The sequence below is a fragment of the Leisingera sp. XS_AS12 genome, from assembly GCF_041224635.1.
In the GTDB taxonomy this organism is placed as follows: domain Bacteria; phylum Pseudomonadota; class Alphaproteobacteria; order Rhodobacterales; family Rhodobacteraceae; genus Leisingera.
The window spans coordinates 345,310-358,366 of the sequence record NZ_JBGFGM010000128.1 but is presented as its reverse complement, the minus strand read 5'-3'; the positions used below and the strand labels follow the sequence as shown (position 1 = coordinate 358,366).

Genomic DNA, 13,057 nt, shown 5'->3' with positions numbered 1-13,057 from the left:
GGTCAACCTAAGTGCTCTAGTCACTAGAGCTTCAAGAGGGGCTTCGCATGTTTTCCATCGGCCAGCTGTCCAAGGCGACGGGCGTGAAGGTGCCCACCATCCGTTATTACGAGGAGATCGGCCTGCTGCCGCAGCCGGGCCGCAACGCCGGCAACCAGCGCCGTTATGGGCAGGACGGGATGGATGCGCTGGGGTTCATCAAACATGCCCGCGACCTCGGCTTTTCACTGGAGGACATCAAGGCGCTGATGGGGCTGGATGGCCAGCTGGGCGAGGATTGTGCCGAAGCCGACCGCATCGCCCGCAGCCAGTTGGCCAATGTTCGTGACCGCATCCGCAAATTGGAACAGCTGGCGACCGAGTTGGAGCGGATCAGCCACCTGTGCGATGGCGGCAACGGTGGCTGCTGCAAGGTGCTTACGGCGCTTGGCGATCACAGCCAATGCACCACGGAGCACGGCTAAACAGCTCGGAGCTGCTGGAAAGCTCCCTTGTTAGAGCCTGAAAGTCAGCCGATGCGGCCCTGGTTCTCACCGATCTGGCCGCGGTGCAGCAGCAAGTGGTCCAGGATCACACAGGCCATCATCGCCTCCGCCACCGGCACCGCGCGGATGCCGACGCAGGGGTCATGGCGGCCCTTGGTGATGACCTCGGTGGCGGTGCCATCCTTGCGGATCGACTGGCGCGGAGTGAGGATCGAGGAGGTCGGCTTGACCGCGAAACGCACCACCACGTCCTGCCCGGTGGAAATACCGCCAAGAATGCCGCCGGCATGGTTCGAGGAATAGACCGGCGCGCCGTCATTGCCCATGAAGATCTCGTCGGCGTTCTCCGATCCCTTTAGCCGGGCGGCGTTCATGCCCTCGCCGATCTCGACGCCCTTCACCGCGTTGATCGACATCATCGCCGCGGCCAGATCAGTGTCCAGCTTGCCGTAAATCGGCGCGCCAATGCCTGCGGGCACGCCGCGCGCGACAACCTCCACGACCGCGCCGACCGAGTCATGCGCCTTGCGCAGGCCCTGCAGATAGTCTTCCCAGTCCTGCACGGCCCCGACATCCGGGATCCAGAAATCGTTCTGGTCGATCGCATCCCAGTCGAACCGGCTGCGGTCGATTTCCATCTCGCCCATCCGGGTCATGTAGCCCTTGATCTCCAGACCAGGCACCAGTGTCTTGATTGCTTCACGTGCAACACCGCCCGCCGCAACCCGCGCCGCGGTTTCGCGCGCCGAGGACCGGCCGCCGCCGCGGTAGTCGCGGTTGCCGTATTTCTGGAAATAGGTGATGTCGGCGTGGCCCGGACGGAAGGTCTGCGCGATCTCGCCATAGTCCTTTGAGCGCTGGTCGGTGTTCTCGATCATCAGCTGGATCGGCGTGCCGGTGGATTTGCCCTCGAACACGCCGGACAGGATCTTCACCGCGTCGGGTTCATTGCGCTGGGTGGTGTTCTTGTTCTGCCCCGGACGGCGCTTGTCCAGCCACTGCTGCAGCATTTCCGGCTCCAACGGGACGTTCGGCGGGCACCCGTCGACGGTAGCGCCAAGCGCGGGCCCGTGGCTTTCGCCCCAGGTGGTAACGCGGAAGAGGTGTCCAAAGCTGTTCATCGACATCGGGAAGGGTCTCCTTTGGGCCGTGCTTAGCGGGCGGGGGGCGCTCTCTCAAGGGGTTTCCTGCTGCGGCACAGGCGACCGGCACCGACCCCGGCGGCTCCGCCGGGATTTGGCGGCGCAAGACAGGCGGCGGAGTTTGCCTTGTCATTGCGGCGTACGGGGAATACTCTGCGCGCCACCTCGGGGTGCGCGCAGGCGCTGAGATGACACCCGTTGAACCTGAACCGGATCACACCGGCGGAGGGAAGGTACTGGACAGCCTCCACCCTTGCCCAAAGCCGCAAAGGAGGATGGCATGAAACATCTTGCATTTGCAGCGGGACTGCTGGGCGCCTCGGCAGCCTTTGCCGACACGCCCGAACTCACCGTTTATACCTATGACAGCTTCGTCTCCGAATGGGGCCCCGGCCCGGCCGTCGAGAAGGCGTTCGAGGAAGTCTGCGGCTGCGACCTGAAACTGGTCGGCGCAGGCGATGGCGCGGCACTGCTTGCGCGCATCAAGCTGGAGGGCGCACGATCCGAGGCCGACGTGGTTCTGGGCTTGGACACCAACCTGACCGCCGCTGCCAAGGCGACCGGCCTGTTCGCCGAGCATTCGGTCAGCGCCGACTACAGCCTGCCGGTTGCGTGGAACGACGCGACCTTTGTGCCCTACGACTGGGGCTACTTCGCCTTTGTCCACAACGCCGATGCTGCGGCGCCCGCCGATTTCAAGGCGCTGGCCGCGAGCGACAAGAAGATCGTGATCCAGGATCCGCGCTCCTCGACCCCTGGTCTGGGACTGCTGATGTGGGTCAAGGCAGCCTACGGCGATGAAGCCCCCGCGATCTGGGAAGGGCTGGCCGACAACGTGGTGACGGTGACCAAGGGCTGGTCCGAAGCCTACGGCATGTTCCTGGAGGGCGAAGCCGACATGGTGCTGTCCTACACCACCTCTCCGGCCTATCACCTGATTGCCGAGGAAGACGGCACCAAGGCGGCTGCCGCCTTTGACGAGGGCCATTACATGCAGGTCGAAGTGGCCGGCAAGCTGGCTGGCTCCGACCAGCCGGAGCTGGCCGACCAGTTCCTCGACTTCATGGTCTCTGATGCCTTCCAGTCGATCATCCCGACCACCAACTGGATGTACCCTGCCGTGACCCCGGCGGAGGGTCTTCCCAAAGGGTTTGAGACCCTGGCACAGCCGGCCAAGTCGCTGCTGCTGTCCGAAGACGAGGCCGCCGCCGTGCGGGGTACGGCGCTGGACGAATGGCTGAACGCGCTCAGCCAATAAGGGCAACGGCCGGGATCGGCGCGGCGCTTCTGGTAGCGGCGCTGATCCTGGGCACCCTCGCGGCGGTGGCCCTCAGGGCCGAAACCGGCAGCGGCCTTGCGACCAGCGACTGGTCCGCGCTGCGCTTTACCCTGACACAGGCCAGCCTGTCGGCGCTGCTGAGCGTCGGCCTCGCCATCCCCGTTGCCCGCGCGCTGGCGCGGCGACGCTTTGCCGGGCGGCGGCTGCTGATCGCGCTTCTGGGCGCGCCGTTCATCCTGCCGGTGATCGTGGCGATCCTTGGTCTGCTGGCGGTGTTCGGCCGCGCCGGCTGGCTGAGTGTGCTGCTGGGTCTGTTCGGGCTGGAGCCGGTGCAGATCTACGGGCTGCACGGGGTGGTGCTGGCACATGTCTTTTTCAACCTGCCGCTGGCCACCCGGCTGATCCTGCAGGGTTGGCAGGAAATCCCGGCCGAGCGCTTCCGCCTCGCCGCCCAGCTGGATGCCGGGCCGCTGGCGATGTGGCGGCTGCTGGAGGCGCCGATGCTGCGCCGCGTCGCCCCGGGCGCGCTGGCGGTGGTCTTTGCCATCTGCCTTTCCAGCTTTGCGGTGGCGCTGACGCTGGGCGGCGGACCGCGGGCCACCACGATTGAGCTCGCGATTTATCAGGCCTTCCGCTTTGATTTCGACCTTGGCCGCGCCGCACTTCTGTCGGGCCTGCAACTCGTGCTGACCGGCGCCGCTGCGCTGGTGGCGCTGCGGGTCTCGACGGGCGAGGGTTTCGGCGCCGGGCTGGACCGCGCGGTGCAGCGCTGGGACGGCAAAAGCACCCTCGCGCGCGGGCTGGATGCGGGCTGGATCCTGCTGGCCGCTGCCTTTCTGCTGCTGCCGCTGGCCGCGATCGTGCTGGCCGGGCTGCCGGGGCTCACCACGCTGAAAGGCTCTGTCTGGCAGGCGGCGGGCAATTCGGTTCTGGTGGCCGCGCTCAGCACCGCGTTGCTGCTGGTGCTGGCGCTGCCGATGGCCGCGGCGGCCGCGGCCGGGCGCGGAAGGCTGGCGGAACTCTCGGGAATTCTGGGGCTTGCGGCCTCGCCGCTGGTGATCGGTACCGGGCTGTTCATCGTGATCTACCCGTTCGCCAGCCCGTTTGATCTGGCCCTCCCGGTCACGGCCCTCGTCAATGCGGTGATGGCGCTGCCCTTTGCGATGCGCATCCTGGCGCCGCGCGCGCAGGAAGTGCTGGGACGCTACGGCCGCCTGTCACTGTCGCTGGACATGCGCGGCTGGCATTTCGTGCGCCACGTCTACCTGCCCCGGATGCGGGCGCAGACCGGATTTGCCGCGGGGCTTGCGGCGGCGCTGTCGATGGGCGATCTCGGCGTGGTGGCGCTGTTCGCCGACCCGGAATTTGCCACTCTGCCGCTGCAGATCTACCGGCTGATGGGGGCCTACCGGATGGAGGCAGCGGCGGCGGCCGCGCTCTTGCTGCTGGCGCTGTCGATGGGCGCCTTCTGGATACTGGACCGCGGAGGCCGCTGGCATGCTGAAACTTGAAAATTGCCGGATCCTGAACGGCGGCTACGCGGTGGAGGCGAATCTGGAGATCCAAGCAGGCAGCTGCACCGCGGTGATCGGCCCGTCGGGCGCGGGCAAGTCCACGCTGGTGGAGGCGATCGCAGGCTTTCTGCCGCTGACCCGCGGCGAGATCCGCTGGCAGGGCGCGGATATGGCCGGCCAGCCGCCGGGCAAGCGGCCTGTGGCGATGCTGTTTCAGGACGGCAACCTTTTTCCGCATCTGAGCGCAGCCCAGAACGTCGGCCTGGGGCTGCGCGCCAGCCTGCGGCTGTCGGATGCAGACTGGCAGAAGGTGGAGGCCGCGCTGACGCGGGTCGGCCTTTCTGGAATGGGCGCGCGCAAGCCCGCGGCCCTGTCCGGCGGCCAGCAAAGCCGGGTCGCATTAGCAAGGGTACTGGTGCAGGGCCGCGATATCCTGCTGCTGGATGAACCCTTTGCCGCACTTGGCCCCGCCCTGAAGGCCGAGATGCTGGATCTTGTGGCAGAGCTGGCGCGCGAAAGCGGAGCCACCGTGCTGATGGTCAGCCATGAGCCTGCAGATGCCCGCCGCATCGCGGATCAGGTGGTGCTGGTGGCGGAGGGCCGCGCCCACCCGCCGCAGCGGACGGCAGAGTTGCTGGACAACCCGCCGCCGGCCCTCAAGGCCTATCTGGGCTAGGCGGCCAGCGCCGCCTTGCGGGTTTCGGTGATCATCAGCGCGGCGCGCGCGGCTTCGCGGCCCTTTTCCACGAAATGGTCACGGTAGATCGCCATGTGGTGGTCGGTCTCCTGGAAATGATGCGGCGTCAGCGACACCGACAGCACCGGCACGCCGGTGTCCATGCCGGCCCGCATCAGCCCGTCTACCACGGCCTGCGCTACGAAGTCATGCCGGTAGATGCCGCCGTCGACCACCAGCGCGGCACAGGCAACCGCAGCGTATTTGCCGGTCTTGGCCAGCTCCTGCGCCAACAGCGGCATCTCGAACGCGCCGGGCACATCAAAGACGTCGATCTGCTCGGCCGGGATCAGCTGCTGGAATCCCTCCAGCGCGCGGTCGACGATATCTGCATGCCATTGGGCCTTGATGAAGGCATAGCGGGTGTGTGTCATATCGTAATCTCCATAGGTTCTGACACGTCACCCAAGGCGATCACGGACAGACGGGCGCACCTCTGGCGTCGCCCTTCTGCACGTTCTCTTTCATCCGGACTGTGACCGTCGGCTCTGGTGTCGCACCAGATCTGCTGACACTTCCGACATCCGGAAGCCGCTCGCGGGCTTGCGGGATCTCGCCCGCTTACCGCCGGTGGGGAATTCCGCCCCGCCCTGAGAACGCGGTGAACCTGCCAGCCTTTGCGACCCGACGCAAGAGCCGGCGGACAGTCGCCCGGCGCCACACGCCTTTTGCAAAAAGTCTTGCCAAATGTTTTGCGAAACTCTTGGGTAACTAGGGTCAGCGGTGCAATGTCCGCACGGCAGCGGATACGGCAGAGGAGACCGGCATGAAACTCTATGCAGCGGCGGCGTCGCCCTTTGTGCGCAAGGTCATGGTGGTCCTGCATGAGACCGGGCAGCTGGACTCCGTTGAAATCGTGCCGGTGGTCACCTCGCCGGTGCAGCCCAGCGGCGCGGTGCAGGCCAGCAACCCGCTGGCCAAGATCCCTGCGCTGGAGCGCGGCGACGGCCCGGCGCTTTATGACAGTCGGGTGATCTGTGCCTATCTGGACCAGCGCGCGGGCGGACGGCTGTACAACCGCGGCTGGGACAGCAAGATCCTGGAAGCCACCGCCGACGGCATCATGGATGCAGCGGTGCTGATGTCCTATGAAAAACGGCTGCGGCCGCAGGACAAACAGTGGGACGGCTGGCTGGACGCGCAGCTGGACAAGGTTCTGGGCGGCTGCGCGGCGCTGAACGCCCGCTGGATGAGCCACCTGCAAGGGCCGCTGGACATCGGCCAGATCGCCGTAGGCTGCGCGCTTGGCTATGTCGATTTTCGCCATCCAGACGCAGGTTGGCGCAACGGAAACCCGGCGCTCGCGCAGTGGTATGCTGCCTTCGAATCGCGCCCCAGCATGCAGGCCACCCAACCGCGCGACGCCTGATTAACAAAACCTTGCCGCACACGGGGCCATTCGGCCCCGGCCCGGCGCGCCAGTGTGGCATTGTCACACGCGCGTGACAGAAAGTTGTACGTGCGGCTTTCTGCGCGCCTATGACCGCTGGACGAACGCCCTTTGCCCCGCTAGATACGCGCCAGAGTCACCGCGAGCGATCGCGGTGCATGCGCATGTTTGCCCTAAACGGGCGCTGGAATTGGAGAAAACCTCGTGTCCCACGCAGAAGACCACGAAGGAACCCGGAGAGATTTCCTCTACTACGCCACTGCCGGCGCCGGGGCAGTGACCGCGGGTGCCGCCGTATGGCCCCTGGTCAACCAGATGAACCCCTCCGCCGACGTGAAAGCGCTGTCTTCGATCCTGGTCGATGTCAGCGGCGTGGAAGTTGGCACGCAGATCTCGGTCATGTTCCTCGGCAAGCCGGTGTTTATCCGCCGTCGCACCCAGGAAGAGATCGAGGAAGCCCGTGCTGTGGAGCTGTCCGAGCTGATCGACCCCCGGTCGGAGAACCCCAACAAGCCGGGCACTGACGCGGCAGACGCGAACCGCACCCTGGACGAGGCCGGCGAATGGCTGGTGATGATGGGTGTTTGCACCCACCTCGGCTGTGTGCCGCTGGGCGATGGCGCCGGTGAATTCAATGGCTGGTTCTGCCCCTGCCACGGCTCGCACTACGACACCGCAGGCCGTATCCGCAAAGGTCCGGCGCCGGAGAACCTGCACGTGCCTGTCGCCGAGTTCGTCGACGCTAACACCATCAAGCTGGGATAAGGAAACGCGCTCATGTCCGGTATTCCGCACGACCATTACGAGCCGAAGACAGGCGCAGAGAAGTGGCTGCACAGCCGCCTGCCCATCGTCGGCCTGATCTATGACACCATCATGATCCCCACCCCCAAGAACCTGAACTGGTGGTGGATCTGGGGCATCGTCCTGGCTTTCTGCCTGGCGCTGCAAATCGTCACCGGCATCGTCCTGGTGATGCACTACACCCCGCATGTTGACCTGGCCTTCGCCTCCGTTGAGCACATCATGCGCAACGTGAACGGCGGCCATATGCTGCGCTACCTGCACATGAACGGCGCTTCGCTGTTCTTTGTTGCCGTCTACATCCACATCTTCCGCGGCCTGTACTACGGTTCCTACAAGGCGCCCCGCGAGATCACGTGGATCGTCGGCATGCTGATCTACCTCTTGATGATGGGCACCGCCTTCATGGGTTACGTGCTGCCGTGGGGCCAGATGTCCTTCTGGGGTGCGACCGTGATCACCGGCCTGTTCGGCGCGATCCCGTTCATCGGCGAGGCGATCCAGACCTGGCTGCTGGGCGGACCGGCGGTGGACAACGCCACCCTGAACCGCTTCTTCTCGCTGCACTACCTGCTGCCCTTCGTGATCGCGGCGCTGGTGATCGTGCACATCTGGGCCTTCCACACCACTGGCAACAACAACCCCACCGGTGTTGACGTCCGCCGTGGCTCCAAGGAAGAAGCCAAGAAAGACACCCTGCCCTTCTGGCCCTACTTCGTGATCAAGGATTTCCTGGGTCTGGCCGTTGTGCTGGTCGTGTTCTGGGCCATCGTCGGCTTCATGCCGAACTACCTGGGCCACCCGGACAATTACATCGAAGCCAACCCGCTGGTGACGCCTGCGCACATCGTGCCCGAATGGTACTTCCTGCCGTTCTACGCGATCCTGCGTGCCTTCACCTCCGAGGTCTGGGTTGTGCAGTTCGCCTCCTTCATCACCGGCGGCATCATCGACGCGAAGTTCTTCGGCGTGATTGCCATGTTCGGCGCGATCCTGGCCATGGCGCTGGCGCCCTGGCTGGACACCTCCAACGTGCGTTCGGGTCGTTACCGCCCGATGTTCAAATGGTGGTTCGCGCTGCTGGTCGTCGACTTCTTCGCCCTGATGTGGCTGGGTGCGATGCCTGCGGAAGAACCCTATGCCTCGTTCTCGCTGATCGCTTCGGCCTACTGGTTCGGCTACTTCTTCGTGATCCTGCCGCTGCTGGGCGTGATCGAGAAGCCGCTGGCACAGCCTGCCACCATCGAAGAGGATTTCGACGCCAAATACGGCAAGAAGTCTTCCGAAGCCACTCCTGCCGAGTAAGAAGAAGGAACACCTAGCAATGTTCAAGAAACTGGCAACCGGTGCCGCCTTCGCTTTGGCCCTGATCCCTGCTGCGTCCTTCGCAGCAGGCGGGGCAGGCCACATCGAAGACTACGACTTCTCCTTCGAGGGTCCGTTCGGCACCTACGACCGCAACCAGCTGCAGCGTGGCTTGCAGGTCTACACCGAGGTCTGCGCGGCCTGCCACGGTCTGAAACTGGTGCCGATCCGCACCCTGTCGGACGAAGACGGCCCGAGCATGCCCGAGGACCAGGTCCGGGCGTATGCGGCAGACAACTTCACCGTTTATGATCCCGAGCTGGACGAGGACCGCCCGGCCAAGCCCGTGGATCACTTCCCGGAGAACAACAACGCTGGCGCGCCGGACCTCAGCATGATGGCGAAGGCGCGTGCGGGCTTCCACGGCCCCTACGGCCTGGGCCTGAACCAGCTGTTCAAAGGTATGGGCGGTGCGGAATACATCGCCTCGCTGCTGGCGGGTTACACCGGCGAAACCAAGCAGGAAGCTGGCACCACCTTCTACGAGAACACCGCCTTCCCGGGCGGCTGGATTTCGATGGCGCCGCCGCTGTCGGATGAGCAGGTGGAATATGCCGACGGACACCCCAACGACGTGGAATCCATGTCCAAGGACGTCGCGGCCTTCCTGATGTGGACCGCCGAGCCCAAGATGATGGCCCGCAAGCAGGCCGGTTTTGTCGGCGTGCTGTTCCTGACGGTTCTGTCGGTGCTGCTGTATCTGACCAACAAGAAGCTCTGGGCGCCCGTGAAGGGCAAAGACTGAACCCAGGTCTGCTGACACCGTGAAATAGAAGTCCCCGCAAGCGATCTTGCGGGGACTTTTTTCGTGTGAAGACTATCCGGCTTGGCGAAGATCACACCACGCGGCACGGCGGCCCCGGCGTTGAAGAATTTTCCGGCAGAGTTTCGCGCTGTTTGAGAAGCCACATCACTTGGACAGCAGCAGCTTAGGCGTCGCCACGTGCGACAGGCCTTTCGAGATTGCTTCCACCTGGCCTACTTGCCTTCATGCAGGTGGGACCCGGGTACCTGGTCTGGGCCTACTCCGAGCACCCGTGTACCCAGATGAACCTCTCACCGACGCCCCGAAGCAGTCAGAACTGATTTCAAGCCGTCAGCTGGGATCCCGCGACACCGGTGATGACCGCCGTAACGATGCTGCCCTCTGTCTGCGCCGCAGCAAAGGATACCTCGGTGAATTGTTCGGTCCGGCCCATGTGCGGATTCTCCATCAGAATGCGGTGCGTCCGGCCGACCTGTGCCGCCAGATGGCGCGCCACCTGCTGATCCCCTGCCGCACGCAGGCGGGCGGCGCGTTCCTTGATGACATTGCCGTTCACCTGCTTCGGGATCTTCGCTGCCGGGGTTCCCTCGCGTTTGGAATAGGGAAAGACATGCAACCAGGTGAGGTCGCAATCACTCACCAGCTTGAGAGAATTTTCGAAATGCGCATCGGTCTCGGTCGGGAACCCGGCGATGATGTCGGCGCCAAAGGTCATTTCAGGCCGCAGTTTGCGGGCCTCTTCGCAGAATCGAATCGCATCGTCGCGCAAATGCCGACGGGCCATGCGCTTCAGAATCATGTCGTCGCCGTGTTGGAGGGACAGATGCAGATGCGGCATCAGGCGCGATTCGGTGGCAATGGCCTGCATCAGGTTGTCATCTGCCTCGATCGAATCGATCGAAGAGATTCGCAAGCGGGGCAAATCAGGCACCAGCTTGAGGATTCGCATCACCAGATCCCCCAAGCGCGGCTGTGCGGGCAGATCAGCGCCCCAGGAGGTCAGATCAACGCCGGTCAGCACCACCTCATTGTAGCCCTTGTCCACCAGCCGCTTGATCTGGTCGATGACCACACCCGCAGGCACCGAGCGAGAGTTGCCGCGGCCATAAGGGATGATGCAGAAGGTGCAGCGGTGGTCACAGCCGTTCTGCACCTGCACATAGGCGCGGCTGCGGGTGCCAAAGCCGTCGATCAGATGGCCAGCCGTCTCGGTCACCGACATGATGTCGTCGACCTGTACCTTTTCGGTGGTGCCGATGAAATCCGGCCCCTTCGCGATTTGCTGCCAGGTTTCCGGCTGCATCTTTTCTGTATTGCCGATGACGCGGGTGACCTCTTCCATCGCGGCAAAGGTCTCTGGCTCGGTCTGGGCGGCGCAGCCGGTGACAATGATCGGTGCTTCCGGATTCTCCCGGCGCAGCTTGCGGATTTCCTGCCGGGCCTTGCGCACGGCCTCTGCCGTCACGGCGCAGGTGTTCACCACCACGGCGTTCTCCAACCCCGCCTGCTGGCTCAGCTCCTTCATCGCCTCGGTTTCATAGGCGTTCAGGCGGCAGCCCAGAGTGGTGAACTTCGGCGCGCTCATTCGAGGCTCTCCAGGAATTGGCGGGTGAAGGTGCCGTTGAACACATGCATTGTCTCACCCGTCATCCAGACACCATCCTCGGCCCAATCGATCCACAGGGTGCCACCATCCAGGTCGATCTGCACCTTGCGGCCCGTCAGCCCGCGCCGGGCAGCAGCAACAGCGGTGGCGCAGGAGGATGACCCAGAGGCCAGCGTCACGCCCACACCGCGCTCCCAGACCCGCATGCGGATGCGGTCCGGGCCGGTCACCTGGGCGACCTGAACATTGGTCCGCTGCGGATACAGCGGGTGGTGTTCATAGCGCGGGCCGAATTCCTCCAGCGGGATCACCTCGGCGTCCTCGACAAAAAAGGTGCAATGCGGGTTGCCCATACCGGTGGCGGTCGGCCCGCCCTCAATCGGCAGTTCCAGCGTATCGGTGTCCTCGGACAGGGGAATGTCCTGCCAATCCAGCTGCGGTGTCCCCATGTTGACAGAGGTCAGCCCGTTGCCCGCGTCGCGCGCATACAGATCGCCGCGATCGGTGGTCAGGTGCAGCTCCTGCTTGCCGCTTTCCACGATCAGGTGGCGGGCGATGCAGCGCGTGGCATTGCCGCAGGCCGCCGAGGTGGAGCCATCGGCATTGTAGAACGTCAGATGCGCATCCCCCGCCCCGTCAGAGATGACCGTCAGCTGATCAAAGCCGACGCCGAATTGGCGGTGCGCGATTCCCTTTGCCATCGCCGGGGTCACGGCAAAATCTTGTGCACGCGCATCGACCACGACGAAGTCGTTGCCTAGCCCATGCATCTTCAAGAAGGGAATTGCGGTATCTGCGGTGATGCTCATGGCGAGCATATAGACCCCGCGCAGCAATGAATCCAGCCTTGGGTGAGAAAAGTTGAAAAAAGGGGTTGACCCCCCGCCAAACTCCCCCTAGATACGCCGCCTATCGGGACAGCAAGTCACACGGTGACAAACGGTTCCGAAGCGAAATAAGTGCTTGAACCTTCTGGGAAAAACACTTAGACAGCGACGAAGAAGTGGGCCGTTAGCTCAGTTGGTAGAGCAACTGACTTTTAATCAGTGGGTCGCAGGTTCGAATCCTGCACGGCTCACCACTTCCTCCCCAAAGACACTGATAGACGACGCCGAAGAGCGCACACCGCGATACGCGGCGGCGCGATGGGCAGCATGCCTGTTGGCGGGTTTCAGGTTAAGTTTCTGATGCGGTGACTGCGACGGTCAGGGCACCGCCGCCAGCCGCTGCGTCTGCGCCTTGGGATAAGTGACAATGATCGTCGCAACCCCCACGACCCCGTGCTGCGCCAGCGTTTGCGGCAGCGCCGCCAAATCGCAGAATAATGTGCGCGCGCCAGGCTTTGATACATCCACCGCAATCGTCACCGGCGCGGTAGGCGGCATCCCCTGCCGCAACAGCCCATCTCGCAGTCGGTCGGCCTGCCGCACGGCCATGTAGAACACCATGGTGGTGCCCGGCTTGGCATGGCGGGTGCAGTCGGGCAGCGGATCGCCGGCCCGGCAGCGTGCCGTGGTCAGCACCAGCGTGTCCGAGACCCCGCGTTCCGTCAGCGAAATACCGTTTGCCGCAGCCGCGGCGCAGGCGGCGGTGACGCCCGGCACCACCTCGGCCTCGATTCCGGCGGCACGGGCGGCGGCCAGCTCTTCAGCCACGCGGCCGAAAATGCCCGGATCGCCGGATTTCAGCCGCACCACGCGGCGACCCTTCAGCGCTTCCGCCACGATCACCGCGTTGATCTTGTCCTGCGGCCAGGAGTGTGCACCGACGTGCTTGCCGACAAACACGCGACGGGCAGAGGGCGGTGCCAGCGCCAGCACTTCATCATCCACCAAACGGTCGTAAAACACCGTGTCGGCCTGCTGCAGCCGCTGCATGGCGCGCAGGGTCAGAAGATCGCGCGCGCCGGGGCCGGCCCCGACCAGTGACAGCAGTCCCGCAGCAGCGGGATTCGCGGGGGGGTTGGTCAT

At 64.5% G+C, this 13,057-nt stretch carries 13 protein-coding genes, 1 tRNA gene and 2 riboswitches; of the genes, 9 read left to right on the top strand and 5 right to left on the bottom strand.

Annotated features, from left to right (window positions below):
* The first annotated feature begins 47 nt into the window (after positions 1 to 47).
* Positions 48 to 464, top strand: coding sequence for a helix-turn-helix domain-containing protein (locus tag AB9K35_RS23745; protein ID WP_369929955.1), 417 nt, complete (start codon positions 48 to 50; stop codon positions 462 to 464).
* A gap of 44 nt (positions 465 to 508) precedes the next feature.
* Here the strand turns inward: AB9K35_RS23745 and aroC are convergent, their stop codons facing one another.
* A complete protein-coding gene (gene aroC / locus AB9K35_RS23740) occupies positions 509 to 1,612 on the bottom strand; it encodes a chorismate synthase (protein WP_369929953.1) in 1,104 nt (367 codons plus the stop codon).
* 171 nt (positions 1,613 to 1,783) lie between these two features.
* Positions 1,784 to 1,875: riboswitch (TPP riboswitch) on the top strand.
* A gap of 32 nt (positions 1,876 to 1,907) precedes the next feature.
* Between aroC and thiB the strand changes: the two genes are divergently transcribed.
* The 3 genes from thiB to AB9K35_RS23725 are packed head-to-tail and all read left to right on the top strand — an operon-like array spanning position 1,908 to position 5,096.
* A complete protein-coding gene (thiB, locus tag AB9K35_RS23735; RefSeq protein ID WP_369929952.1) occupies positions 1,908 to 2,885 on the top strand; it encodes a thiamine ABC transporter substrate binding subunit in 978 nt (325 codons plus the stop codon).
* Positions 2,861 to 4,417, top strand: a complete 1,557-nt coding sequence (locus tag AB9K35_RS23730) for a thiamine/thiamine pyrophosphate ABC transporter permease ThiP (RefSeq protein WP_369929950.1) — start codon at positions 2,861 to 2,863, stop codon at positions 4,415 to 4,417. The genes thiB and AB9K35_RS23730 overlap by 25 nt, the downstream gene beginning before the upstream one ends.
* A complete protein-coding gene (locus AB9K35_RS23725; RefSeq protein ID WP_369929948.1) occupies positions 4,404 to 5,096 on the top strand; it encodes an ATP-binding cassette domain-containing protein in 693 nt (230 codons plus the stop codon). Before AB9K35_RS23730 ends, AB9K35_RS23725 begins: the two co-directional genes overlap by 14 nt.
* On the opposite strand, the gene AB9K35_RS23720 is transcribed toward AB9K35_RS23725, so the two are convergent.
* A complete protein-coding gene (locus AB9K35_RS23720) occupies positions 5,093 to 5,530 on the bottom strand; it encodes a 6,7-dimethyl-8-ribityllumazine synthase (RefSeq protein WP_222454527.1) in 438 nt (145 codons plus the stop codon). The two genes, AB9K35_RS23725 and AB9K35_RS23720, sit on opposite strands and share 4 nt — an antisense overlap.
* Before the next feature lie 78 nt (positions 5,531 to 5,608).
* A riboswitch (FMN riboswitch) is annotated at positions 5,609 to 5,758 on the bottom strand.
* 164 nt (positions 5,759 to 5,922) lie between these two features.
* On the opposite strand from AB9K35_RS23720, the gene AB9K35_RS23715 reads away from it, so the two are divergent.
* The 4 genes from AB9K35_RS23715 to AB9K35_RS23700 all read left to right on the top strand — a co-directional run bounded on the left by AB9K35_RS23715 (position 5,923) and on the right by AB9K35_RS23700 (position 9,460).
* Positions 5,923 to 6,525: a glutathione S-transferase gene (locus tag AB9K35_RS23715; protein ID WP_369929945.1), complete on the top strand. Its 603-nt coding sequence runs from the start codon at positions 5,923 to 5,925 to the stop codon at positions 6,523 to 6,525.
* Positions 6,526 to 6,750: 225 nt separating this feature from the next.
* Positions 6,751 to 7,311 (top strand): ubiquinol-cytochrome c reductase iron-sulfur subunit, encoded by a 561-nt coding sequence (gene petA, locus AB9K35_RS23710; protein WP_222454525.1) that lies wholly within the window; start codon positions 6,751 to 6,753, stop codon positions 7,309 to 7,311.
* A gap of 12 nt (positions 7,312 to 7,323) precedes the next feature.
* On the top strand, positions 7,324 to 8,655 hold the full coding sequence (gene petB, locus AB9K35_RS23705; protein WP_222454524.1) for a cytochrome b: 1,332 nt from the start codon (positions 7,324 to 7,326) through the stop codon (positions 8,653 to 8,655).
* Positions 8,656 to 8,674: 19 nt separating this feature from the next.
* Entirely contained in the window at positions 8,675 to 9,460 is a 786-nt protein-coding gene (locus AB9K35_RS23700; protein WP_369929943.1) for a cytochrome c1, read from the top strand.
* Between the two features lie 343 nt (positions 9,461 to 9,803).
* Here AB9K35_RS23700 and mtaB read toward each other — a convergent pair whose 3' ends face one another.
* Together mtaB and dapF are read right to left on the bottom strand one after the other, a co-directional pair.
* Positions 9,804 to 11,066, bottom strand: a complete 1,263-nt coding sequence (mtaB, locus tag AB9K35_RS23695; protein ID WP_369929941.1) for a tRNA (N(6)-L-threonylcarbamoyladenosine(37)-C(2))-methylthiotransferase MtaB — start codon at positions 11,064 to 11,066, stop codon at positions 9,804 to 9,806.
* Positions 11,063 to 11,905 carry a diaminopimelate epimerase gene (gene dapF, locus AB9K35_RS23690; protein WP_369929939.1) on the bottom strand — a complete coding sequence of 281 codons (843 nt, stop codon included), beginning with the start codon at positions 11,903 to 11,905 and terminating at the stop codon, positions 11,063 to 11,065. Before dapF ends, mtaB begins: the two co-directional genes overlap by 4 nt.
* 187 nt (positions 11,906 to 12,092) lie before the next feature.
* On the opposite strand from dapF, the gene AB9K35_RS23685 reads away from it, so the two are divergent.
* Positions 12,093 to 12,168: transfer RNA gene (locus AB9K35_RS23685), tRNA-Lys, on the top strand.
* Positions 12,169 to 12,292: 124 nt separating this feature from the next.
* Here AB9K35_RS23685 and cobA read toward each other — a convergent pair.
* Positions 12,293 to 13,057, bottom strand: coding sequence for a uroporphyrinogen-III C-methyltransferase (cobA, locus tag AB9K35_RS23680; RefSeq protein ID WP_369929937.1), 765 nt, complete (start codon positions 13,055 to 13,057; stop codon positions 12,293 to 12,295).